Source organism: Flavobacterium sp. ZE23DGlu08 (assembly GCF_030505335.1).
GTDB classification, from domain to species: Bacteria; Bacteroidota; Bacteroidia; order Flavobacteriales; family Flavobacteriaceae; genus Flavobacterium; species Flavobacterium algoritolerans.
In genome coordinates this window covers 2,512,034-2,537,641 of sequence record NZ_CP130045.1, presented here as the reverse complement: position 1 = coordinate 2,537,641, position 25,608 = coordinate 2,512,034, and the positions used below count along the sequence as shown (strand labels likewise).

Annotated in this window: 21 protein-coding genes and 2 tRNA genes; 9 read left to right on the top strand and 14 right to left on the bottom strand. The window is 35.2% G+C overall.

The features are described from left to right. Window positions 1-13: 13 nt before the first annotated feature. Both Q1W72_RS11055 and Q1W72_RS11050 read left to right on the top strand, forming a co-directional pair. On the top strand, window positions 14-2,182 hold the full coding sequence (locus Q1W72_RS11055; RefSeq protein ID WP_302135228.1) for a S46 family peptidase: 2,169 nt from the start codon (window positions 14-16) through the stop codon (window positions 2,180-2,182). A 188-nt stretch (window positions 2,183-2,370) separates the two neighbouring features. Beyond that, window positions 2,371-2,595, top strand: a complete 225-nt coding sequence (locus tag Q1W72_RS11050; RefSeq protein ID WP_099714386.1) for a hypothetical protein — start codon at window positions 2,371-2,373, stop codon at window positions 2,593-2,595. Between the two features lie 168 nt (window positions 2,596-2,763). Here the strand turns inward: Q1W72_RS11050 and Q1W72_RS11045 are convergent, their stop codons facing one another. The 4 genes from Q1W72_RS11045 to mutS form a co-directional block, all read right to left on the bottom strand. Continuing rightward, on the bottom strand, window positions 2,764-3,111 hold the full coding sequence (locus tag Q1W72_RS11045) for a DUF1508 domain-containing protein (RefSeq protein WP_099714385.1): 348 nt from the start codon (window positions 3,109-3,111) through the stop codon (window positions 2,764-2,766). Window positions 3,112-3,222: 111 nt separating this feature from the next. Next, window positions 3,223-3,308, bottom strand: a tRNA-Leu gene (locus Q1W72_RS11040). An 11-nt stretch (window positions 3,309-3,319) separates the two neighbouring features. Next, window positions 3,320-3,395: transfer RNA gene (locus Q1W72_RS11035), tRNA-Gly, on the bottom strand. A 148-nt stretch (window positions 3,396-3,543) separates the two neighbouring features. Beyond that, window positions 3,544-6,150 (bottom strand): DNA mismatch repair protein MutS, encoded by a 2,607-nt coding sequence (gene mutS / locus Q1W72_RS11030; protein ID WP_302135225.1) that lies wholly within the window; start codon window positions 6,148-6,150, stop codon window positions 3,544-3,546. A 158-nt stretch (window positions 6,151-6,308) separates the two neighbouring features. Here mutS and Q1W72_RS11025 point away from each other — a divergent pair, with 158 nt between their 5' ends. The 3 genes from Q1W72_RS11025 to Q1W72_RS11015 all read left to right on the top strand — a co-directional run bounded on the left by Q1W72_RS11025 (window position 6,309) and on the right by Q1W72_RS11015 (window position 9,607). Next, the gene (locus Q1W72_RS11025; protein WP_099714384.1) at window positions 6,309-6,755 is read left to right on the top strand and encodes a DUF1573 domain-containing protein; all 447 of its coding nucleotides are present in this window, start codon (window positions 6,309-6,311) and stop codon (window positions 6,753-6,755) included. A gap of 69 nt (window positions 6,756-6,824) precedes the next feature. Continuing rightward, window positions 6,825-7,361: an RNA methyltransferase gene (locus Q1W72_RS11020; protein ID WP_099714383.1), complete on the top strand. Its 537-nt coding sequence runs from the start codon at window positions 6,825-6,827 to the stop codon at window positions 7,359-7,361. A gap of 95 nt (window positions 7,362-7,456) precedes the next feature. Further along, window positions 7,457-9,607, top strand: coding sequence for a T9SS type B sorting domain-containing protein (locus Q1W72_RS11015; protein WP_302135222.1), 2,151 nt, complete (start codon window positions 7,457-7,459; stop codon window positions 9,605-9,607). A 26-nt stretch (window positions 9,608-9,633) separates the two neighbouring features. On the opposite strand, the gene folK is transcribed toward Q1W72_RS11015, so the two are convergent. Next, the gene (folK, locus tag Q1W72_RS11010; RefSeq protein ID WP_302135219.1) at window positions 9,634-10,770 is read right to left on the bottom strand and encodes a 2-amino-4-hydroxy-6-hydroxymethyldihydropteridine diphosphokinase; all 1,137 of its coding nucleotides are present in this window, start codon (window positions 10,768-10,770) and stop codon (window positions 9,634-9,636) included. 138 nt (window positions 10,771-10,908) lie between these two features. On the opposite strand from folK, the gene sppA reads away from it, so the two are divergent. Further along, entirely contained in the window at window positions 10,909-12,669 is a 1,761-nt protein-coding gene (gene sppA / locus Q1W72_RS11005) for a signal peptide peptidase SppA (RefSeq protein WP_121342820.1), read from the top strand. A 183-nt stretch (window positions 12,670-12,852) separates the two neighbouring features. Beyond that, window positions 12,853-15,468 carry an AsmA-like C-terminal region-containing protein gene (locus Q1W72_RS11000; protein ID WP_302135216.1) on the top strand — a complete coding sequence of 872 codons (2,616 nt, stop codon included), beginning with the start codon at window positions 12,853-12,855 and terminating at the stop codon, window positions 15,466-15,468. Between the two features lie 167 nt (window positions 15,469-15,635). On the opposite strand, the gene Q1W72_RS10995 is transcribed toward Q1W72_RS11000, so the two are convergent. Continuing rightward, a complete protein-coding gene (locus Q1W72_RS10995; protein ID WP_121342822.1) occupies window positions 15,636-16,430 on the bottom strand; it encodes a DUF2797 domain-containing protein in 795 nt (264 codons plus the stop codon). Between the two features lie 236 nt (window positions 16,431-16,666). Between Q1W72_RS10995 and Q1W72_RS10990 the strand changes: the two genes are divergently transcribed. Together Q1W72_RS10990 and Q1W72_RS10985 are read left to right on the top strand one after the other, a co-directional pair. Beyond that, the gene (locus tag Q1W72_RS10990; protein WP_099716259.1) at window positions 16,667-18,190 is read left to right on the top strand and encodes a GH3 auxin-responsive promoter family protein; all 1,524 of its coding nucleotides are present in this window, start codon (window positions 16,667-16,669) and stop codon (window positions 18,188-18,190) included. 12 nt (window positions 18,191-18,202) lie between these two features. After that, on the top strand, window positions 18,203-18,352 hold the full coding sequence (locus Q1W72_RS10985; protein ID WP_302135213.1) for a hypothetical protein: 150 nt from the start codon (window positions 18,203-18,205) through the stop codon (window positions 18,350-18,352). Between the two features lie 58 nt (window positions 18,353-18,410). Here the strand turns inward: Q1W72_RS10985 and serB are convergent, their stop codons facing one another. From serB to Q1W72_RS10945, 8 genes are all read right to left on the bottom strand, one after another. After that, a complete protein-coding gene (serB, locus tag Q1W72_RS10980) occupies window positions 18,411-19,649 on the bottom strand; it encodes a phosphoserine phosphatase SerB (protein WP_121342823.1) in 1,239 nt (412 codons plus the stop codon). Window positions 19,650-19,842: 193 nt separating this feature from the next. Beyond that, window positions 19,843-20,277: a VOC family protein gene (locus tag Q1W72_RS10975; RefSeq protein ID WP_302135212.1), complete on the bottom strand. Its 435-nt coding sequence runs from the start codon at window positions 20,275-20,277 to the stop codon at window positions 19,843-19,845. A 24-nt stretch (window positions 20,278-20,301) separates the two neighbouring features. After that, window positions 20,302-20,742 carry an SRPBCC domain-containing protein gene (locus Q1W72_RS10970; RefSeq protein WP_302135211.1) on the bottom strand — a complete coding sequence of 147 codons (441 nt, stop codon included), beginning with the start codon at window positions 20,740-20,742 and terminating at the stop codon, window positions 20,302-20,304. Between the two features lie 29 nt (window positions 20,743-20,771). After that, window positions 20,772-21,185, bottom strand: coding sequence for a VOC family protein (locus tag Q1W72_RS10965; RefSeq protein ID WP_302135210.1), 414 nt, complete (start codon window positions 21,183-21,185; stop codon window positions 20,772-20,774). A gap of 11 nt (window positions 21,186-21,196) precedes the next feature. After that, on the bottom strand, window positions 21,197-21,607 hold the full coding sequence (locus tag Q1W72_RS10960; RefSeq protein WP_302135209.1) for an SRPBCC family protein: 411 nt from the start codon (window positions 21,605-21,607) through the stop codon (window positions 21,197-21,199). Window positions 21,608-21,780: 173 nt separating this feature from the next. After that, on the bottom strand, window positions 21,781-23,013 hold the full coding sequence (gene clpX, locus Q1W72_RS10955; protein WP_099714373.1) for an ATP-dependent Clp protease ATP-binding subunit ClpX: 1,233 nt from the start codon (window positions 23,011-23,013) through the stop codon (window positions 21,781-21,783). An 86-nt stretch (window positions 23,014-23,099) separates the two neighbouring features. Then, window positions 23,100-23,774: an ATP-dependent Clp endopeptidase proteolytic subunit ClpP gene (gene clpP, locus Q1W72_RS10950; RefSeq protein ID WP_039108847.1), complete on the bottom strand. Its 675-nt coding sequence runs from the start codon at window positions 23,772-23,774 to the stop codon at window positions 23,100-23,102. A gap of 396 nt (window positions 23,775-24,170) precedes the next feature. Beyond that, window positions 24,171-25,496, bottom strand: a complete 1,326-nt coding sequence (locus Q1W72_RS10945; protein WP_302135208.1) for a trigger factor — start codon at window positions 25,494-25,496, stop codon at window positions 24,171-24,173. Window positions 25,497-25,608: the final 112 nt, after the last annotated feature.

Sequence of the window (25,608 nt, the reverse complement as noted above, 5' to 3'; positions counted from 1 at the left end):
TAAATTTAATACCATGAAATTTTTAAAATTATTCTTATTACTATTTGTCATTCAGACGCAAGCGCAGCAGGGCGGCATGTGGATCCCTTCGCTTTTGAAAGGAATGAATGAAACAGAAATGAAAAATTTAGGCATGAAAATGTCTGCTAAAGAGATTTACGATGTCAATCAATCGAGCATGAAAGATGCAGTTCCGCATTTTAATGGCGGGTGCACCTCTGAAGTTATTTCTCCAAAAGGACTGATTTTAACGAATCATCATTGCGGATTTTCACAAATTCAATCGCACTCTACGGTAGACCACGATTACCTGACTGATGGCTTTTGGGCTTACAAAATGGAAGACGAGTTGCCTAATAAAAACTTAACAGTCGCTTTTATTGTAAAAATCGAAGATGTGACGACATTAGTTTTAGAAGGAACTGCTGCTCTAAAAAGCGAAGCAGAAAAACAAAATAAAATCCAAGAAAACATTACGGTACTTACTAATTCTTTACCAAAGGAAAATTGGCAAGAAAATAAAATCCGTACGTTTTACGAAGGCAATCAATACATGCTTTTTGTAACAGAAACTTTTACAGATGTTCGTTTGGTTGGCGCTCCGCCTTCCTCAATAGGAAAATTTGGCTCAGATACTGATAACTGGGTTTGGCCGCGTCACACGGGAGATTTTTCATTGTTTAGAATTTATGCTGACAAAAACAATCGTCCGGCTGCGTATTCGAAAGACAATGTTCCTTATACCCCAAAACACTTCTTACCCATTTCACTTGATGGTGTAGCCGAAGATGATTTCACATTGGTTTTTGGATACCCAGGAAAAACAAATGAATATTTACCTTCTGTTGCGATTGAGCAAATTGTAAACGAATTAAATCCTGCAAAAATCGAAATCAGAGACAAAGCATTGAAAGTGGCTGATGGGTTTATGAGAAAAGACAATGCTATTAAAATTCAATATGCCTCTAAATATGCCAGAATTGCTAATTCTTGGAAAAAATGGATTGGCGAAACCCAAGGATTAAAAAAATCAAATGCCGTTGCTATTAAAAGAGAATCTGAAAAAGCCTTTCAGCAAAAAATATCAAAAGCAGGCAAAGAAAAAGAATACGGAACACTATTAGTCGATTTCAAAAAAAACTACGCAGAAATAGCCCCATATACTTTCGCAAGAGATTATTTTACAGAAGTTGTGCAACTTAACACCGAATTATTAAGTGTTGGTTACAAATTGTATCAGCTGGAGCAAGTTTACAAAACCAAAGGAGAGCAATCTTTTACTGACCGAAAAAACAATTTGCTAACTGGTCAGGAAGCTTTTTACAAAGATTTTAATGCAACTGTTGATGAAAAAATTTTTGAACAATTGATCGAATTGTATGCTGCCAAATCTCCAAAACAATTTTTACCACAAAGTTTGATGAATGTAAACGCTAAAAATTTAGCTTCGGAAATTTACAGCAAATCCAGACTTAAAAATTATACTGGTCTGAAAGAATTACTAACCGGCAATACACAGACTGTTTTAACGAATTTGAACAACGACCCCGGTTTTCTGCTGGTAAAGGAATTAGCTGATAAATATTTGAAAGAAGTCGCGCCAAAATACGACGAAATCAATTTAAAGATTACTGCGCTGCAACGCACGTACATGAAAGCGCAATTGGAATTGAACAAAGACAGCAGAATTTTTCCAGATGCCAATAGCACATTACGAGTTACTTATGGAAAAGTAAAAGGATATGAACCTAAAGACGCTACTCTTTATACGCCAATAACTTATTTAGATGGGGTAATGGAGAAATACATTCCCGGAGATTATGAATTTGATGTTCCAGTTAAATTGTTAGACTTATATAAAACTAAAGATTACGGTCCATATGGTGAAAACGGAAAAATGCCAGTTAACTTTGTTGGCACAAATCACACCACAGGAGGCAATTCAGGTAGCCCGGTGATAGACGCAAACGGAAACTTAATAGGGCTTAATTTTGACAGGGTTTGGGAAGGAACCATGAGTGATATCTATTATGACCCAAGTATTTGTAGAAATATTATGGTTGACATACGCTACGTCCTGTTTATTATGGATAAATATGCTGGTGCAAAAAACTTGATAAGTGAGCTAAAACTGGTTCACCCTAAGAAAAGCAAACCTCTGAAAAAGAAAAACTTAAAGTAAAACCAAGGACTCAACAACGATATAAAGCATTTATTAATTATTTAGCTGGATTGGCACAATAATTGTTATTTGTTTCGGCGTTGACAAAAAATATTATTTTTTAAAAAAAAAATAAAAAAATATTTTACATATTAAAAAATTTATATCTTTGCCACGAATTAATAATTAACCTTTTATATTAAATTAAGATGAAAAAAGTATTTTTAAGTTTAGCTGCTGTTGCTGTTTTGACTGTTGTATCATGTAAAAAAGCTGACGCTCCTGCTGAGGACGCTGCTGCTGTTGTTGATTCTGCTGCTGCTGTAGTTGATTCTGCTGCTGCTGTAGTTGATTCTGCTGCTGTTGTTGTTGATTCTGCTGCTGCTGTTGCTACTGAAGCTGCTGCAACTGCTACTGAAGCTGCAAAAAAATAATTAGAACTCAAATTCTAAAAATTTTAAAGCCATCCGCTATGCGAGATGGCTTTTTTAATTTATGACATTTCCATTCCTTTAAGAATAGATATACAAATAAAAAAGAGAGTCGCGAAAATTAAATTTTCGCGACTCTCTTTTTTTATTTACGAATTAATTTAAAAGCCTTTAATCAGAAAAAATAAAATCATTTCCTGAGAAATCCAACACCTCTGAATTTGATCCATACCGAACAATTTCATCGATTCCTTTTTGCAAACGCAACGAAGTGGTATATTTTCTACTTGTAGCAAAATGATTCCCTTCCAGCATTAATTTAAAATAAAATTTCCCGCCGGAAGATTTAAATTTTAAAAAGTCAGCGGTTTCAATTGTCGCTTTAAACTTTTCAATATCTTCTTCGCACTCAAACTTGAGCTCATAACTTAAACTCGTAAAAACAACTTTCCCTTTTCTGGAAGTAAAAACAAATTTATACTCATCATTATACCTTTTACTAATTACAAAAGCGCCCATTGTTTATTAAAATTACAAATCACAAAAAAAGTTGATATTAGTTTCGACAGATTTCGTTTTATACAAAAACCATAAAAACAAAAAAAGCCTCTTCAATTGAAGAGGCTTTAGTACTCAGAGCGGGACTTGAACCCGCACGAACATTGCTGTTCACTGGATTTTAAGTCCAGCGTGTCTACCAATTTCACCATCCGAGCATTATGTGGTGTGGAGCGAAAAACGGGGCTCGAACCCGCGACCTCGACCTTGGCAAGGTCGCGCTCTACCAACTGAGCTATTTTCGCATTTTCAATTCTTAGAAAGAACCGCGATACTTGTTCTGTATTGCGGATGCAAATTTAGGACATTTATTGAATTATACAAGCCTTTTTCATAAAAAAATCACACATCAGAGTTAACATTCTGATAACGTAATCTTTAAAATAAAATAAATTATTTTCTGGTCAACATTCTTTTAATTTCATTGAGTTTCATCAACGCTTCCATAGGCGTAATGGTATTTATATCCAGACTTATAATCTCCTCTTTAATTTCTTCTAATAGAGGATCATCCAGATTAAAGAAACTCATTTGCATTTCATCTTTTGCAGCTTTAATTCCGTTCAGCGCATCGCTGGAATGATTCTTTTCTAATTTCTTTAAAAGCTTTTGCGCTTTCAAAATTACGATTTGAGGCATTCCGGCCATCTTCGCCACATGTATTCCAAAACTATGCGCACTTCCTCCTTTTACTAATTTTCGAATAAAAAGTACGGTATCTTTCAATTCTTTGACGGCCACATTATAATTCTGAATTCTAGGCAATGATTCACTCATTTCATTCAACTCGTGGTAATGCGTTGCAAATAATGTCTTCGGTTGCGAAGGATGTTCGTGTAAGAATTCAGCAATTGCCCATGCGATGGAAATCCCATCATAGGTGCTCGTTCCTCTTCCAATTTCATCCAAAAGCACTAAACTTCTGTCGGAAATATTATTCAAGATAGAAGCCGTTTCATTCATTTCGACCATAAAAGTAGACTCGCCCATCGAAATATTATCGCTCGCTCCTACTCTGGTGAATATTTTATCTACAATTCCCATTCTCACGCTGTCTGCAGGGACAAAACTCCCCATTTGAGACAAGAGTACAATCAGCGCCGTTTGACGCAAAATAGCCGACTTTCCAGACATATTTGGACCCGTAATCATAATCAACTGCTGCGTTTCTCTATCCAAGAAAACATCATTGGCTATGTAAGGCATACCAACAGGCAATTGTTTTTCGATAACAGGATGCCTTCCGTTTTTAATTTCCAGTTCGAATGTTTCGTCTAGTTCCGGACAGATATATTTATTTTCGATAGCCAATTGCGTAAAAGAACACAAACAATCGAGTTGCGCCACCAGATTAGCATTCATTTGAACTGGCTTGATATACGTAGCAATCCAACTCACTAATTGTTCAAATAATTCTACTTCTATTTTATGGATTTTCTCTTCTGCACCAAGGATTTTAGTTTCGTATTCTTTTAACTCCTCCGTAATATAACGCTCCGCATTGACCAAAGTTTGTTTTCGAATCCATTCCGCAGGAACTTTATCCTTGTGCATATTCCTTACTTCGATGTAATACCCAAAAACGTTATTAAAGGATATTTTCAATGATGAAATTCCCGTAAGTTGTGATTCTCTTTTTTCGATTCCTTCCAAGAATTCCTTACCAGAAGTTGATATCGCACGTAAATCATCTAACTCAGCATTGATTCCTTTGGCAATAGCATTTCCTTTGGCAATAGCCACAGGCGCATCTTGATTCAAAACGTTTTTTATTTTTTCACGCAATAATTCACAACTGTGCAAACTATCGCCGATTACTTTCACTGCTTCTTGCGGACTTTCTAACGCCAAGGTCTTTATTGGAATAATAGCATCCAATGATTCTTTCAGATAAACCACTTCGCGAGGAGATACTTTCCCGGCTGCAATTTTTGAAATCAAACGTTCCAAGTCGGAAATTTGCTTGATTTGATTCTGAATATTTTTCAGCACACCCTGATTTTCTTTTAAATAAGAAACCACTTGGTGACGACTTTTTATTTTAGCACTGTCTTTCAACGGCAATGCCAACCAACGTTTCAGCAAACGACCGCCCATTGGCGAAAGCGTTTTATCAATAACATCCAGAAGCGTCACCGCGTTTGGATTGTAACTGTGATACAATTCCAGATTGCGAATGGTAAATCTATCCATCCAGACATAAGCATCTTCGGCAATACGCTGAATCGCCGTTATATGCTGTACTTTATTGTGTTGGGTTTCGGATAAATAATACAAAATAGCTCCCGAAGCAATGATTCCTTCTTTCAATTCTTCGATTCCAAATCCTTTCAAAGAAACTGTCTGAAAATGCTTGGTTAAGGTTTCGAATGCGTAATCTTCTTTATAAATCCAATCTTCCAAGTAAAAACTATGGTAATCCTCACCGAAAATTTCCCTGAAATCATTTTTATTATTTTTTGGAATTAGAACCTCACTTGGATTAAAATTCTGCAACAGTTTATCAATATATTCTGCATTTCCTTGCGCCGTTAAAAACTCTCCTGTAGAAACGTCCAAAAATGAAATTCCTATGGATTTATTGGCAAAGAAAATGGATGCTAGAAAGTTATTCGTTTTTGATTGTAAAACCTCATCATTCATGGAAACACCAGGAGTTACAAGTTCTGTAACACCGCGTTTTACAATAGTCTTAGTCATTTTTGGATCTTCGAGCTGGTCACAAATTGCCACACGAAGTCCTGCTTTGACTAATTTTGGTAAATATGTATTCAAGGAATGATGCGGAAAACCAGCCAGTGCCGTTTCAGTTTCAGAACCTGCTCCACGCTTCGTTAGGACAATTCCTAATATTTTTGAAGCACGAACTGCGTCCTCTCCAAATGTCTCATAAAAATCTCCAACGCGAAATAAAAGACAAGCATCAGGATACTTTCTTTTTATCTCATTGTACTGCTTCATTAACGGAGTTTCCTTAACTACTTTATCTTTAGATGCCAATTGTATTTATGTTTAAAAAATGAAAAAATATCAGCGAATTTATATATTTTAAAACAAATAAATAAGGAGTTCAAAAAATTAAACTATTTTAAGAAAGATTTAAGGCATAATTTCTATTTTTTATTTAGATTTGTAAATACTTTTAAATTGAAATAGATATGAAAAAAATAATTACCCTAGCTATGCTAGTTGTTTTAGGAGTTGCTACTTCTACTGCACAAGAAACTTCAAAAAAATTGAAAGCAACTACTGCTAAAGTTGCTGCAAAAGTAAATGGTGCAGGAATGGTTTTCGTAAGTGAAACTATTGACTACGGTACAGTTGCTTATAACTCTGATGGTAAACGCGAATTTGTTTTCACAAATAACGGTAACAAACCTTTAATCATTACTAATGCTCAAGGATCTTGTGGTTGCACAGTTCCTACTTATCCTAAAGAACCAATTGCTCCAGGAGCAAAAGGAGTTATTGGAGTAAAATATGACACTTCAAGAGGTGGTCAGGCTTTTACTAAAACAGTAACATTGACAACTAATGCTGTTGTTCCTACCAAAACACTTACAATAAAAGGAAATGTTTTAGCCGCTCCTGCTGCAAAAAGCTAAATTTTAACTTAATAGACAAAAAAGCTTCCATTAACTTCGGAAGCTTTTTTTTTGAATAATTTACAAAATATGAGAAAGCTAGAAAACAGCGAACTGGATCGAAAATCTATTGAAGCATTCAAACAATCTGAAAAAACACCGCTTATTTTAGTATTAGATGACATCCGTAGTTTGCATAATATTGGCTCCGTATTTAGAACAGCAGATGCGTTTCTAATTGAAAAAATATATTTATGCGGTATTACCGCCACTCCACCAAACAAAGAAATTCACAAAACAGCACTTGGCGCAACCGAAACGGTAACTTGGGAACATCACGAAAATGTTCTTGCCGTTATTGAAAAATTAAAAGCAGAAAATGTAATGACGCTTGCCATAGAACAGGTAGAAAGCGCCATTTTTCTTCAAAATTTTGAAGTTCAAAAGGGAGAAAAATATGCTTTAGTTTTTGGAAACGAAGTATATGGTGTTTCACAAGAAGCCGTTGCATTATGCGATGGTTGTATTGAAATCCCACAATTAGGCACCAAACATTCTTTGAATATATCCGTGAGTGCAGGAATTGTAGTTTGGGATTTATTTCAAAAACTGAACTGGCCAAAATGATTTTTTTAATAAAATTAAGAATTAAGTAATACTTTTATCATATGAGAATTTATAACTTTTTGAAATTATCTTTAGTTTTTTTATCGCTCGTTCCAATGGCTGAATGTTCCGCCACTTCCTTTTATTCGATAAAGAAAAATACTGCCATAATCTCAAAAGGCCCGATAAATCCATCATCTCTTAATTTTATTACAAGTCCAAATCCATTATCTATTGCAGATAATGCTCCACGAATTACCGCAATTGGAAATCAAAGCTACTGCCCCGGAACTTCATTGAAAATAGTAACCGATGTAAGCATCACTAACTCTGACATTACAGATACAGGTACAGAGGCTATTTACATTCAGATTTCTTCGGGTTATGTAAACGGGCAGGATTTAATACAATTAGCTAATCCTACATTACACCCAACAATTATTTCTAGTTGGGATGCTCCCTCAGGAAAATTAAAATTATCCAGCCCAACCGGAGCAGATGTTTTATACAGCGACTTTGTAAAAGCAATAAATGACATTGAATTTAGCAATTCATCCGCTTCTCCATCAGGGATTCGAAATTTCTCAATCACCATAGGACAAGCAAATTATTTACCCAGAAACGGACATTATTATCTATATTTTCCAAACCTTGGAATTAACTGGACTGCGGCCAAAACTGCAGCCGAGACAAGTACTTATTATGGATTGCAAGGCTACTTAGCCACAATCACAGCAGCTGATGAAGCAAAAATATCTGGAGAACAAGCCGCAGGTGCCGGATGGATTGGCGGAAGTGATGCCGAAACAGAAGGTGTTTGGAAATGGGTAACAGGTCCAGAAAACGGTACTATTTTTTGGAATGGAGCCGTGAATGGATCAACCCCTAATTTTGCTTTTTGGAATTCAAATGAACCAAACAATAGTAATGGTATAGAACATTATGCGCACATAACTGCTCCAGGTATTGGAACACCAGGATCATGGAATGATTTACAATTAAATGGCGATCCAACTGGAAACTACCAACCCAAAGGATATATTGTAGAATATGGTGGAATGCCTGGAGATCCAACACTTGAAATTGCAACTAGCACAACCATAACAATATTACAAATCACAGGAACAACTCCAGCTTCAAGATGTGATTCAGGCACCGTAACACTTCAAGCAACCGCTTCTAAAGGAACCGTAAACTGGTATGATGCCGACAGTGGAGGAACTTTATTAGCAACAGGCAACACTTATACAACACCATTTTTAACAGCCACAACAACTTATTATGTAGATGCCGGATGTGCAACATCTAGAACAGCAGTTACAGCCATTATAAATACAATCCCTACTATTACGGCTACCAATTCTCCTGTTTCCAGATGTGGAGCAGGAACTGTAACGCTAGAAGCAACAGCTTCAACCGGAAGTATAAACTGGTATTCAACTCTAACCGGAAGTACTATCATAGGGACCGGAACAAGCCTGACTATACCGAATGTTACTCAAAATACAACCTATTATGCAGAAGCCATCAATAACGGATGCAGTAATGGGAACAGAGTTTCGGTTGAAGTTACTATTTACAACCCACCAGTTGTTACGGATCAAGAATTAACATTATGCAAATCCAGCACTCTTACTCTTGATGCACAAATTCCTAATATGAGGTATCTATGGTCAACTGGAGAAACGACCGCAACAATTACCGTTGCTAATTCTGGTATTTATACCGTTGATGTAACAAGTCCCACGCCTGAAAATTGTACCAGCAGAAAAAAAATTACTGTTATCGAACATACTATTCCTGAAATAGACCGCATTGATGTAAATGGAACTACAGTCGTGATTTATTTATTAAAATCAGAGGACTATTTTGAATATTCTGTTGACGGAATCAACTATCAAAGTTCGAACGTGTTTTTCAATGTACCCAGCGGCTTGCAAACGGCGTATGTAAGAGAAGTTAATTCTTGCGGGGCAGACAGTGAAACATTTGTAATTTTAATCGCTCCGAAATTCTTTACCCCAAACAACGACTCTTATAATGACGTATGGGAAATAAAAGGATTAATTAATTATCCTGAAGCAGAGGTAACCATTTTTGATCGGTATGGAAAACTGATTACTAAACTAAGTGCAACCAACGAATCATGGGATGGAACTTTTAATAAAAACCTGATGCCTACTTCCGATTATTGGTATGTCTTGAAAATTGACAACACAAGACCTGTAATGAAAGGACATTTTTCTCTAAAAAGATACGATCATTAACTTAATCGTTTAAAACAGCAGCTTATTTATTGATTAATTTTCTTTTGAATTTCTTCCAAAATATAGAGATAATCTTCTTGATTTTTTACAAAATCCTTATCTGAAACATCAATGATGAGAACATTCAAATCGGTTTGGGATTTAATATAATCGAGATAACCGCTATTGATTTTATCCAAATATTCCGCTGGGATTTTTTGTTCGTAGCTTCTGCCGCGCTTTTTAATATTTTGCAACAGCCTTTCTGAATTTTGATACAAATAAATGTACAAATCCGGTTTTGGCATTTCTCTGTAAATGATATCGAAGAGATTGCGATACAAACGATATTCATCTTCAGCTAATGTTATTTTGGCAAAAATCAAAGATTTAAAAATATGATAATCAGCAACTAGAAAGTCTTTGAACAAATCAAACTGCGCTAAATCATCTGATAATTGTTGGTATCTATCAGCCAAAAACGACATTTCAAGCGGAAATGCATATCGGTTTTGATCTTTATAAAATTTGGGTAAAAAAGGATTATCAGCAAAACGTTCTAATACTGTTTTTGCATTAAAATCCTCAGAAATTTTCATGGCCAAAGTGGTTTTTCCCGCTCCGATATTCCCTTCAAAAGCAACATAATTAAATTGCTCCAAAGAAATATTTCGCAAAGGATTAACCAAATTCTGAACGACTGTACAAACACTGTCATCTGGCGACACTGCCAATAATTCTGAAATATTTTTTTGAAGAACGGGATGTTCCCAATCTAAATTCAAATCCTGAATGGGTAACAAAACAAAATTTCTGTTTTGCATCAAAGGATGTGGAATCTGCAGTTTTTCGGTAGTAATAATTTCTGAATCGAAAGCAATCAAATCAATATCAATCGTACGTGATTGGTATTCTTGAGTTTTGCTTCGCAAACGACCCAATCGTTTTTCGATTTTTAAAACCTGAGTCAGAATTTTATGTGCAGAGGAAAAAGTATGCAAAACCAAAGCGCAATTATAAAAAGCATCACTTTCAAAACCCCAAGCCGGAGTTTCATATAATCTGGAAACTTTGATTACAGTACCAATTTCTTGATGTATCAACTCCAAGCAACGCTCGATATTTTCCAAACGATTGCCTTGATTACTGCCTATAGATAAAATGACCTGATGTTGTGATTTCATAATTAGGTGCAAATTAACTAAAAGAATTTTAGAATTAGCAATATATTTGTATCCTGTGTTGATAATTAAACTCGGAAATACGAAACAATTGTTTGTAACATTTCTATCTTTTTTGCGACATATTAAAAAAATATAATTATGAGATTTTTAGGAAATGTATTGGCGACCATTATAGGTATTTTTGTTTTTTTCATGTTGTTCTTTTTTGGAATCATCCTCATCGGAGCCATTTTTGGTGGTGAATCTGAAGGCGTTACGGTGAAAAACAATTCTGTTATTGAATTGAATTTGGAAGACATCAGAAACGATTATGCCGGAAAATATAAAGATCCTTGGGTAACAATTTTTTCAGAAAACAAAAAAGTAGGTTTATCAGACATTATCAACGCCATTGAAGAAGCAAAAACGGATACCGACATTAAAGGTATTTCTATTCTAAACAACGATTCCTCACTGGGAATGGCACAAAGCAAGGCATTGAGAGATGCTTTGGAAAGCTTTAAAAAATCAGGGAAATTCGTCATGGCTTATGCCAATTCGTATTCACAAAAAGAATATTATCTAAATTCTGTTGCAAGCCCAATTTACTTAAATCCGGTTGGAGATATGGATTTCAAAGGTCTTTCTGCTGAACTTATGTTCTTTAAAGATTTTCAGGAAAAATCAGGGTTGAAAATGGAAGTAATCCGTCACGGAAAATACAAAAGTGCTGTTGAGCCATTTTTAGAAAATAAAATGAGTGATGCCAACAGAGAACAAACTACTGCATTATTAAATTCAGTTTGGAATTCAATCACCGCTGACATTTCTAAAAGCCGAAATATATCTGTAGCTAAATTGAATGAAATTGCCAATGGACTTCTTGCTCGAACTCCAGAAATGGCAAAATCACAAAAATTAGTTGACATTATTGCCTATGAAGATGTGTATCACAATGCCATCCGAAAAGCACTTAAAGTAGCCAATGACGAAGATTACAACAAAGTATCTGTTGTAGATTATGCTCAAAAAATCGCTACGACTTCACAAAATTTTGACAGTAATGACGAAATTGCCATTATTTATGCCCAAGGAGAAATTATGGGCGGTGAAGGCGATGTGAACGTTATTGGCGAAGGTTCTATGCGTCGTTCCTTTCAAGAGGCTCGAAAAAACAAAAATGTAAAAGCCATTGTACTTCGCATTGATAGTCCAGGCGGAAGTGCTTTGACTTCTGATTTAATTTGGAGAGAAATTGAATTGACTAAAAAAGTAAAACCAGTAGTTGTTTCTATGGGGAATTACGCTGCTTCTGGCGGGTATTACATTGCGTGTAACGCCAACACCATTTTTGCTGAAGAAAACACAATTACGGGTTCTATCGGTGTTTTTGGAATATTACCTAATTTTACACCATTGGCCACTAAAATTGGAATTCATACCGAGCAAGTTAAAACACATCAAAACTCAGCAAATTACAGTCCTTTTGTTCCAATCGATGAAAATTTCAAAGCAGTTACCTTAGAAGGTGTTGAACACATTTACAAAACATTTGTTACACATGTAGCACAAGGTCGAAAAATGACATTTGCACAAGTAGATGCTATCGCACAAGGAAGAGTTTGGACCGGTTCCGAAGCATTGAAAATTGGACTTGTAGATAAAATTGGAGGTTTAGATGATGCTATTGCAAAAGCAGCTTCTTTGGCAAAAATAAAAAGCTACAGTACCCAAAATTACCCGGAATACGAGAAAAACTTCGATGATCTTTTAGCTAATCTTCCTTTTGCAAAATCTAAAGAAGACTTTATAAAAGAAGAAATCGGTGAAGAAAACTATAGAATCATGCAACAAATAAAAAAATTGCAAGCACAGAAAGGAGTTCAGGCCCTAATGCCTTTTGAAATTAATATTCATTAAAATTTTATAACTCATTAAAAAATCCGTTTTAGAAATTACTAAAACGGATTTTTTTATATCATAAAGTTAAATTATTGTTTATAAAAAACGTCAAAAAAATCACTCTGTCCTAAAAATACTATTTTTGTAAAAGAACAGAAGGCATTGTTTTTGTTACACTAATAGAATCTAAAGAAATAAATTATGGTAAAGAAAGTTTTAAAAATCATTGGAATTCTGATTATCCTGCTCGTCGTGACTTTATTTGCTGCGCCTTATCTATTTAAAGATCAAATAAAAGCTAAAATTTCTGAAGCCATCAATGCCAAAGTAGATGCCAAAGTCTCTTTTGCAGAAGCAGATTTAAGCTTATTCAAAAATTTTCCAAATGCGAATGTGACGCTGGAAAAATTAGTCATTATAAACAAAGCTCCTTTTGAAGGTGACACATTGATTTCATTAGGCGAATTGAATTTAAAAATGTCTATCAAAGAACTTTTTAAAGGTAAAGACGAAGCGATGTCTATTGACGGAATCACTTCGAAAAATGGATTAATCAATATCATTTTTAATAAAGACGGAATCGGGAATTACGACATTGCTTTGAAAGATGACAAAGCCAAAGACGATGGAAAAAGCAGTCCGTTATCCTTAAAAATCCAAGAGTATAAAATCGAGAATTTCAAGTTTCGCTATTTTGACGAAAGTTCAAAAATAAAAATGGTAATCGACAGTCTAAACCATGAAGGAACAGGAGATTTTGCAGCCCAAAAATTAGATTTGGTTACCAAATCAACTGCAAAAGTATCGCTGGATATGGACAAAGTCAATTACATGAATAATGTCGCCTTGACGCTGGACGCAGTTTTGGGAATCGATTTAGAAAAAAGCAAATACACCTTCAAAGAAAATAAAGCATTAATCAATCAATTGCCGCTGGAATTTGATGGTTTTATTCAAATGTTGGAAACGGGCCAACAATATGATTTGAAATTTAAAACGCCAACTTCATCTTTCAAAAATTTCTTGGGAATTATTCCTGCAGCGTACGCATCGAGTTTGGACAACGTGAAAACCACCGGGGATTTTACTGTGGCGGGTTTTGCAAAAGGCTTGTATTCAGACACAACGGTGCCAAAATTTAATATTGAAATTGCTTCCAATAACGCTTCATTTCAATATCCTAATTTACCAAAATCAGTTCAAAACATCGTTATTGACACTAAAATTATAAATGAAACAGGAATTCTGAATGACACTTATGTCAACTTGGATAAGCTCTCTTTCAAAATTGACCAAGATGTTTTTAATGCCAAAGCCAACATTAGAAACATAACACAAAATGCAATTGTTGATGCCGCTTTAAAAGGAACTATCAATCTAGCTAACCTTTCGAAAGCCTATCCTATAAAGCTAGACAAGCCATTGTCAGGGATTTTAAAGGCCGATGTGACAACGAAATTTGACATGCAATCTGTAGAGAAAAGTCAGTATCAAAACATCAATAATGCAGGAACCATGAGTTTGTCTGGTTTCAACTATGTGGATGAAAACGGTAAAACAATGAACATTAGCAATGCTTTGGTACAATTTAATCCTAGTCAGGTCAATTTGAAAGAACTGAACGCGACTACAGGAAAAAGCGACATTAGTGTAACGGGAATTTTAGAAAATTTTTACGGCTTTATCTTTAGAAATCAAGAATTGAAAGGAAACTTCAACATGAATTCTAAACAATTGGCCGTAGATGATTTTATGACAACCGGAGAAACTACTAAAACAGCAACTAAAAAAGCAGAAGCCATGAAGATTCCTGCTTTCTTAAATTGTACGCTTACCGCAAAAGCGACTACGGTTTTATATGATAATTTGACCCTGAAAGATGTATCGGGAAAACTGATTGTGAAAGACGAAAAAGTAACTTTAGAAAATGTAAAAACTTCTATTTTCGGAGGGACAATCGGAGTGAATGGAGCTGTTTCCACAAAAGGAAAAACACCAGTTTTCAATATGGATTTAAAATTAAATCAAGTCGATATCGCGCAGTCTTTCACTCAACTGGACATGCTGAAAAAAATCGCTCCTATTGCCGGAATCATCAACGGAAAATTAAATTCAAGTATCAAATTGAACGGAAATCTTGACGCAACAGAATTGACTCCTGACTTGAAAACGCTTACCGGAGATTTATTGGGGCAATTGCTTTCTACGACAGTAAATTCTGCTAATTCGACTTTACTGACTGCATTAGGATCTAACTTAAAATTCATTGATGTAAGTAAAATCAATTTGAATGATTTGAAAGCGGCGGTTACGTTCAAAGATGGAAAAGTAAATGTGAAACCATTTGATATCAAGTACAAAGACATCAAAGCCACTATTGGAGGAACGCATGGTTTTGACCAAAGTATGAATTACAATTTAAAATTTGATGTTCCTGCAAAATATTTGGGTTCAGAGGCGAATGCGCTAATTGCAAAATTATCTCCTGCGGATGCTGCTAAAGTGCAAAGCATTCCGATAAATGCAATATTAGTTGGGAATTTCACGAATCCAAAAATCACAACTGACATCAACAGTGCTGTAACCAAATTGACAACTCAATTAGTAAACCAACAAAAAGACAGATTGGTAAAACAAGGAACTTCGGCTTTGACTGATTTCATTAATAAAAACAAGAAACCGGGAGATACCACAAAAACGGCGACTCCTACAACTCCTGCAACTAAGGAAGAGGTGAAAACTAAGGCTAAAGATTTATTAAATGGATTTTTAAATAAAAAGAAAAAAGCAGAAGAGCCTAAAGTACAACAAGAATAATTTAAATTAAAATAACGGCTTTACTAAATGTGTTATGAAAACAACTTCTATTTACAATTAAACCATTAAGAAATTACAAAAAAAGCCAGTAGAATCAAAATGGTAGATTTTATACATTCTAAAAAGCAGGAATTTCTAACTTGAGATTCCTGCTTTTTTATTAAATTTTATACATTAATCTGTACTACATATCCTTCTGAACCGCGGATATTGAAAACTGTTCCGTCTTCAAAAAGTAAATATTGTCCTTTTATTCCGGTGAGCTTTCCTTGAAATTGTGGTTTTTTATCCAAGCTCAAACTGTTTACTTTATTTGGATACTGTAAAACGGGATAATGCATCTCGTACAAATCATTTTTCTGCGAATAAAAGTATTCCTGAACTTCTGCTGGAATCAAATTTTCTACTTTCAATCGTTCCGCAACCAAATCAATTTGCTCCACATTGTTGGTCAACATTTTTCTCCAATTGGTTTTATCGGCATAATGATTTTTCAGCGCCACCTCGGTAATTCCAGCTAAATATCGGTTAGGAACTTCGACAATTGAAATGGCTTGGGTTGCGCCCTGATCAATCCATCGTGTCGGCATCTGCGTTTTCCTGGTCACTCCTACTTTGACTTCGCTCGACAAAGCCAAATATACAATGTGCGGTTGCAGTTGTACTTTTTCTTCATACGCTAAATCCCTGTCTTGAATCCCAAGATGAGCCGTACTTAACTCCGGTTTCATAATCCAATCTCCAACAGCCGCACTGGAATAGAAGCAATCATAACAAAATCCCTGACGGAATATTTTTTTCTTCTTGCCACAATTCAAACATTGGTATCCCACAAAATTGATTTCGAGTTCTTTATTCAGCAACTGATTCACATTCAAAAAACTATTCTCAAAAACCAAATAATATTGAATCGGATTTCCAAATTCCGTTTGCATTTTTGTAAGTACACCTTCGTATGTCATTGCGATTTTAGATTGTTGATTAACGATTTATGATTTTAGAAGCCCATTATTAGAAGCCCATTTCTGAGTTAAAATCTTTACTATAATATAGAATTGTTTTTTATAAAAAAACACTATTTTTGATACTTTGACAAAGTTAGTATTTGTCAATCGATATTCAAATCTTAAATTTCAACCTTTTTACAATAGAAAAAAATCTGAAATTTAAAATCGTTAATCAACAATCTGAAATCTATATGCCTCTAACCATAATCAATTCGTTTGCCTCTTGGGTTCTAAAACAAAGAATCCATCAGATTGAACTTTTCCTAAAATACCCGAATGAGGTTCAGGAAGAATTGCTTATGAATTTAATTCAGTCATCAAAAAACACTGCATTAGGCAAAGAATATGAGTATGCTTCGATACATTCCTATGCGACTTTTGCCGAAAGAATTCCTATTTCGACCTACGAAGAATTACAGCCGTTGATTGAAAGAACACGAAAAGGAGAGCAAAATGTTTTTTGGGAAACACCTATAAAATGGTTTGCAAAATCAAGCGGAACAACCAACGCCAAAAGTAAATTTATTCCAGTGAGCAATGAAGCGCTGGAAGATTGTCATTATAAAGGAAGCAAAGATTTGTTGTGCTTGTATTTAAATAACAACGAAGATTCAGAACTGTTTCTTGGAAAAAGTCTGCGTCTTGGCGGAAGTTCCCAAATCTATGAAGACAACAATACGTTCTTTGGCGATTTATCAGCAATATTAATTGAAAACATGCCTATTTGGGCGGAGTTCAGCAGTACGCCAAGTAACAAAATTTCTTTGATGAGCGAATGGGAAACTAAAATTGCTGCCATTATAAACGAAACAAAAAATGAAAATGTAACCAGTTTTGCCGGAGTTCCTTCCTGGATGTTGGTTTTAATGAATAAAATGCTGGAAGAAACCGGAAAGGGAAATTTATTTGAACTTTGGCCTAATTTGGAAGTGTACTTTCATGGAGGTGTAAATTTCGAACCCTACCGAGACCAATACAAAAAAATACTCCCTAAAAAAGATTTTAAATATTACGAAATATACAATGCCTCCGAAGGCTTTTTTGCCATTCAGGATTTAAATTATTCCAGTGATTTATTATTGATGTTGGATTACGGAATTTTCTATGAATTTATTCCAATGGATACTTTTGGGACACCGGAACAAAAAGTAATTCGATTGGCAGATGTGGAACTGTTCAAAAATTATGCTTTGGTGATTACCACCAATTCCGGTTTGTGGCGCTATTTGATTGGCGACACCGTTCGTTTCACCTCATTAAATCCATACCGAATTCGGGTAACGGGAAGAACAAAGCATCACATCAATGTTTTTGGAGAAGAATTGATGGTCGAAAACACGGATCAGGCTATTGCCAAAGCGTGTAAAATGACCCAAATGGAAGTAGTTGATTACACTGTTGCCCCTATATTTATGGAAGGTAAAGAAAAAGGCGCCCATGAATGGATGATTGAATTCAAAGACAATCCAGCGGATGTATCTCAATTCCAGAAAGCACTGGATGAATCCATACAATCTTTAAATTCAGATTATGAAGCAAAGCGCTACAACAACATGACGCTAAACCCGTTAGTAATAAATGTAGCCCGAAAAAATTTGTTTTATGATTGGTTAAAAGACAAAGATAAACTCGGCGGACAACATAAAATTCCAAGATTATCCAACCAAAGAGATTATCTGGAACAACTGAAAACCATGCAGTTTCAAACCGTATAAAAAAACGAGAAGATGAAAAATACTTTCTACATCTTGATTACACTTTTTTTGTTGAGTTCCTGTGGACCGCATAGAATGAGTTGTGGCGCCAGAGGAATTTGTAAATCTCCCGAAAAACAAACACAGGAAATACCTGAAAAAGGGTTTACCGTTAAAGCATAAAAAAGGCTGTCCGAAAATTACTTTTTGGACAGCCTTTTTTTATAATTATTGGAATCTTTTATTCCTCCTCCATCATATCAATATGTCTGTCGTGATACCCTAACAGGTATAAAACACCATCGAGGCCTAAACTGGAAATAGAACTTTCTGCTTTTTCTTTTACCGTAGGTTTGGCATGAAAAGCAATTCCTAAACCTGCTAAATTCAACATTGGTAAATCATTGGCTCCATCACCCACAGCAATAGTTTGATTGATGTGAATGCCTTCTTTTAGCGCTATGGCTTTTAGATATTCTGCTTTCTTTTTACCATCAACAATTTCGCCGATATAGTTGCCCGTCAATTTACCATCTTTAATTTCCAATTCATTGGCGTGAACGTAATCAATTCCTAGTTCTTTTTGCAAATAATGACCAAAATAGGTAAATCCTCCTGATAAAATAGCAGTTTTATAGCCGTAATATTTCAAGGCTTTCATCAAACGATGCGCTCCTTTTGTTATAGGCAAATTTTCAGCAACGCTTTGCAGCACCTCTTCACTCAAACCTTCTAACAAAGCCATACGTTGTTTGAAGCTTTCGCTAAAATCAATTTCGCCATTCATCGCTGCTTCCGTGATGGCTTTTACTTGCTCACCCACACCCGCTAACTCAGCCAATTCATCAATTACTTCCGTTTGAATCAAGGTCGAATCCATATCAAAACACACCAAACGTCTGTTTCTTCTATACATATTGTCTTCTTGAAAAGAAATATCCACATCCAATGTTCTGGAAATTTCCATAAAACTAGCTGTCATGAACGTTTTATCGACAATCGTTCCCGTTACCGATAATTGTATGCATGAACGAGGAAACTCTTCTTTATCAATGATAGAAACCCTACCCGTTAATCTTTTGATAGCGTCAATATTCAAATTTTGGTTGGACAAAATTCTAGTCACAGCCGCTAATTGTACCGCTGTTAATGTTTCTCCCAAAACATTGATGATATAGCGTTGTTTGCGTTGTGCTTTTACCCAAATTTCGTAATCAGCAATAGAAATCGGAATAAACTTAACTTTAACACCCAATTCATAGGCTTTAAACAATAAATCTTTTAAAACAGGTCCAGAGGAAGACCCCGCTTTTATTTCAAATAAAATACCTAAAGATAGCGTATCATGAATATCTGCTTGTCCAATATCTAAAATAATGGCATCATAAGTCGCCAAAATGGATGTTAAACCAGCTGTTACCCCTGGTTTGTCCTGACCAGAAACTTTTAATAAAATAACCTCTATGTCTTGTACCTGCATTTTATAATTATTTGATTTAGAATGGACAAAAATCGTCAATCTGACGTTGATAAAAAAAAATAATGTTCCTTTTTTTAAACAATAACAAATAGTTTAAATTACCTATAAAAAAACCTGTCCAAATGAATGAACAGGTTTATTTTTATGAGAAAAACGCAATCCAAGAGTACGCCCGAATTTGTTTTAACGCTAATTATTTTTCATTTTCGTCAAAATTTACCATCCAATTGATTCCAAATTTATCAGCAAACATTCCAAAATAAGCACCCCAAAAGGTTTGATTCATTGGCATCGTCACCGTTCCTCCTGCCGAAAGTCCGTTAAACAATTTATCCGCTTCATCTTTACTCGCAGTATTAATTGAAAGTGAAATATTTTGTCCAAAAGCAACTTCTCCACTTGCCGAATTACTGTCGCTTCCCATCAGGATTGTCCCGTCACCGATAGGCAAAGTAACATGCATAGTCTTATTGCCTTCCGCTTCAGAAAGCACGGGATTCCCTTCTGCCGGCGGCATGTCTTTAAATTTTCCAATATAAGGGAATTCCCCACCAAATACTGATTTATAAAATAGAAATGCTTCTTCGCAGTTTCCATTAAAAACTAAGTACGGATTAATTGCTGCCATGATTGTGATTTTTAAATTAATATATTATTTCTCTTCTGAAAGTTTCTTTACCAAATCTAACGCTTTTGGCCATGTCGTTTTGAAATAATCGATGTATTTTTCGACTGCATCCATTTTAGCTTCTAAAACAGTAATTCCATTGTCTTCGGTCAAACGGTACATTTCCATGGCACCCGTCCATTCTTGAGTCGCATCATCAAAAGGCATTTCCTGAAATTTTTTGATTTCACTCAAATGTTTAAAAGCCATGTATTCATTATCAATTTTCTTGAAAATAATGCTGTTCATCCCGTCTCCGTTTGGAGATAAAAAATGAATTTTACTGCCTTCTTTCCAATCGCTTTCTGCATAAGACCCTTCACAAAAAATAGAGGTCCATTGTTTGTATGTTTCTTCATTCCATAAAACGCCCCAAACTTTTTCTTTGGGAGCATTTATCTCGATTTTAAATTCCAGTGTTGTCATTTTGTTTGTTTTTTAAATTGACTTAAATCCTACTGTTTGGGCATTTTACTAAAATCCATGTATAACATATTCCAGCGATGTCCGTCTAAATCCGCAAAACCACAGCCATACATCCACCCTTGAATTTCGGCTGGTTTGTCAAAAACTGTACCTCCGGCTTCTTCTACTTTCTTGGCAAACTCATCCACTTCCTCCCTGCTTTCTGCATCAATTGAAATTAATACTTCAGAACTTGATTGTGTATCTGTAATTTTATTTCGTACAAAACCTTCAAATACCGCTTCCTCAAAAAGCATGACTGCAAAATGAGTAGCTCCAACTGACAAGCATGTTGATTGCGGAGTAGCGTATTGTTCATTAAAAGAAAAACCTATTTTGGCGAAAAATGCTTTTGATCTCGCCACCTCTTTTACCGGCAAATTAAGCCATATTTGCTTTGTCATTTTGTACGTTTTTAAAGGGTTGCATTTTCAACATATTTTTTAAAATTATCCAAAATTGCCTGCCAGCCATTTTTCTGCATTTCTTCAGGATTTACTGTTTCCGGATCAAAACTTTCTATCACTTTTATGCCTTCTGCATCTTTTTCAAAAACAATTTTCACTTTTCTCCCATCTGCCATTTCGTATTCTATTAAAGAAGGATTCACCACATTCCTATAAATTCCTTCGAAATCAAAACGCATTGTACCGTCTGTTGAAGCCATGGTGTATTTGAATTTCCCTCCCACTTTCAAGTCATTTTCCGCAAAAGGAGTATGCCAATCCTCTGAGGCATTGTTCCACTTCATGACATGTTCCGGAGCAGTCCATAATTCCCAAATTTTCTCAATTGAAGCGTTTATTGTGCCTTGTACTGTTATCATTTAAAGTTCCTTTTTTAAATTTCCGACTATAAATTTACAAAATATTTAAAGTCGGTTCTCTTTTATAATCAAGAATATAACTTTAAAATAATACATAAAAAAACCTGCTCAAATGAATGAACAGGTTTACTATTTTTAGAAAAGATTACAATTAATCTTTATCAGAATTCAAATTACGAAGCAATTTCCAAACGTTTCAATAAATTTTTATTCAACGTTTCTTTGGCATATTCTCTGTCAATTTCTAAGATTTTATCATCAGAACTTGGCAATTCATACATCGCATCAGTTAAAATAGCTTCACATAACGAACGCAATCCACGAGCACCTAACTTATATTCTAATGCTTTATCCACAATGAAATCTAAGGCTTCGTCTGTGATGGTAAAAGTTACCTCATCCATCAAAAACAATTTTTCGTATTGCTTGATTAACGCATTTTTAGGTTGTGTCAATATCGCACGCAAGGTTTCTCTGTCTAAAGGATCCATGTGTGTCAATACTGGCAAACGACCAATAATCTCAGGAATCAATCCAAAATCTTTGATGTCTTTTGGGATAATGTATTGCAACAAATTGTCTTTGTCAATATTATCCACATTTTTTGAAGTCGAATAACCTACAGCCTGACGGTTCAATCGTTTCGAAATAATTCTTTCGATTCCATCAAAAGCACCACCGGCAATAAACAAAATGTTTTGTGTATTGACCTCAACAAATTTTTGGTCCGGGTGCTTGCGTCCTCCTTTTGGTGGTACATTCACAACGGTTCCTTCCAATAATTTCAATAATGCTTGTTGCACCCCTTCACCGGAAACGTCACGCGTAATAGATGGATTGTCACTTTTACGAGCAATTTTATCTATTTCGTCAATGAATACAATTCCGCGCTCGGCTTTAGCAACATCATAATCAGCAGCTTGCAAAAGACGTGTCAAAATACTTTCGACATCTTCTCCTACATAACCTGCTTCAGTTAATACCGTTGCATCAACAATAGCCAAAGGTACATCCAACATTTTTGCAATGGTTTTAGCCACCAATGTTTTTCCTGTTCCTGTTTGTCCCACCATGATGATGTTACTTTTTTCAATCTCAACCTCATCGTCTAATTGCTGTTGCATCAAACGTTTGTAGTGATTGTAAACCGCAACCGACATTACTTTTTTAGTTTGGTCTTGTCCAATTACATATTGATCTAAGAACGCTCTGATTTCTTTTGGTTTTTTCAAAATCAAATCACCAACCAGTTTTGAACTCCCGCTGGATTTTAATTCCTCTAAAACAATTCCGTGTGCTTGTTCGATACATTTATCACAAATATGTGCATTGATACCAGCAATCAATAAATTGGTTTCTGGCTTCTTTCTTCCACAAAACGAACACTCTAATACTACTTTTGCCATTCTTTTTTTGTTTAAAGTTTAAAAAGTTTAAAGTTTAAAGTTCCCGCAGCAACCTTAAACCTCAAACCTTAAACTTGTAACTATTTTTATCCTCTTATTAAAACTTCATCAATCATTCCGTATGCTTTTGCTTCTTCGGCAATCATCCAATAATCACGCTCGCTGTCATTGTGTACTTTCTCGAAAGTTTGTCCAGAGTGGTGAGAGATAATTTTGTATAACTCATCTTTCAGTTTCAACATTTCGCGTAAGTTGATTTCCATATCTGTTGCTACTCCTTGAGCTCCACCTGATGGTTGGTGAATCATTACTCTTGAATGTGGCAATGCCGAACGTTTTCCTGCAGCTCCTGCACACAATAGCACTGCTCCCATAGAAGCTGCCATTCCTGTACAAATAGTCGCTACATCTGGTTTGATGTATTGCATGGTGTCATAAATTCCCAATCCTGCGTAAACGCTTCCTCCTGGAGAATTCAAATAAATTTGAATGTCCTTAGAAGCATCGGCGCTTTCAAGGAACAATAACTGTGCTTGAACGATGTTTGCGATTTGGTCATCAATTCCTGTTCCAAGGAATATAATTCTGTCCATCATCAGCCTTGAGAAAACGTCTAATTGTGAAATATTCAACTGACGTTCTTCAATGATATATGGAGTCATGTTTTTAGGAGTCATTGCGCCTACGATTTTATCGTAATACATGGAGTTTACGCCGTGGTCCTTTGTAGCAAATTTTTTAAATTCTTTACCGTAGTTCATATTTTTTTGTTCTAAGTTTTACGTAATATCTTGTGATTCGATTTAATGCAAAGGTCATACCTATTTACAAATGATGTCAATATGTCTTATTTTTAGCCCAGATGGGAGTGAAAAGCTTTTTGAATTCCGTTTTTTAGTTTTTTTATTCTTGCAAAGCGACTGGAAGAAGCTCTTGCAGGAATTTAAAAAACAGAAACGGAAGAAAAAACTTGAAACGTACAGCTGGATTAGCTCCTGAAATTAATTCAAACAAAAGAGCGCCAAAAAATATTTTTTCTGACGCTCAAATATAACTATTTTTTATTGTTTCGTATCTGTAATCAAATCATAAAATTTTAATAATCTCTCGCTCTTAGGGCTTTTGACTTTCAAATTTACGACCGTACAAACTCTTATTTATTCTCCGTAAGAAGCAGCAATAAATTCTTCGTAAGTCACTTCTTTAGTAGTAGGATTTGCTTTCTCTTTGAACAATTCCAATAATTTCTCAGCAACAACTTGGTCAGAAAGTCTTTTCACTTCGTCTTGATTAGACAAAACTCTAGCTACAATTCCTTGAACTTCTTCGTCAGTAGGATTTGTTTGTCCGAATTGCGCCATTTGTTGACGGATATTTTTTGTAGTGAATGTTTTCAAGTCTTCGAAAGTGATTTTGATGTCAGATTGAGCCATTGCTCTACCTTCGATCAATTGAAAACGCAATCCTTTTTCAGAACGTGCATATTCCACTTCAGCTTCCTCAGGAGATAATTTTTTCTCACCAACAGTTTGCAACCATTTTTTAAGGAATTCAGCTGGTAAATCAAATTTTGTGCTTTCGATTAAGAACTCAGTTACATCCCCTAATAATTTTTGGTCTGCTTGCTGTGCAAATTGAGTTTCAGCATCTTCTTTGATTTTTGCTTTCAATTCTTCTAGAGAAGAAACTGCTCCAGCTCCAAACAATTTATCGAACAATTCTTGGTTCAATTCTGCTAATTCAGCAGTGTTGATGGCTTCGATTGTGAAGTTTACATCAACATCTAAACCGTGAACGTCATCATGACTTACTTTCATCACGTCCATCAATTGGTGGTCGTCTTCAAATAAACCTTTAGTATTTACAGTCACTACATCACCTACTTTTTTACCTGTGAATAAATCCCAAGTCGCTTTGTCTTTGAAAAGATCAGCAGCAATAGTGGTAGCGTTATTAATTCCTTTTTCTTCGTTAGTGAATGTTCCAGTCACATCTGAATCTGCAGCAACAACCTCTTGAGGAATTGCAGTTCCAAATTGTTTTTGGATTCTTTCCACTTGACCGTCGATTAATTTATCATCAGCAGTAACCACATATTTTACGATGTCGTTTTTAGCATCTAAGTCTAAAGTGAAGTTTGGAACCAATCCAATTTCATATTCAAAAACCAATTCTTCAGCATCCCAAGAAAAATCTTCGTTTACTTTAGGAAGTGGCGTTCCAAGAAGGTTTAATCTTTCAGATTGTACGAAACGCTCTAGAGCCAAATCAACAACTTTCTGAACTTCTTCTTGTTTAATAGCTTTACCGTATTGTTTTTCAACAAGATCTTTAGGCACCGCTCCTTTTCTAAATCCCTTAACAGTTGCCAAAGGCATTTTTTCGTTTATTCTTTTTGCAACTTGTCCTTTGTAATCCATGTGAACAACAGTCATTACAATTGTTTCATTCACAGCGTCTATTGCTACTCTTTTGATATCCATCTTCTTCTTTAATTTACATAATAAAATTGGGTTGCAAAATTATAAAATTTTTGCAACCCAAACAAGCTTTTTATTCACGATCCCGAAGCTTCGGGACGGGATTGAATTTTAG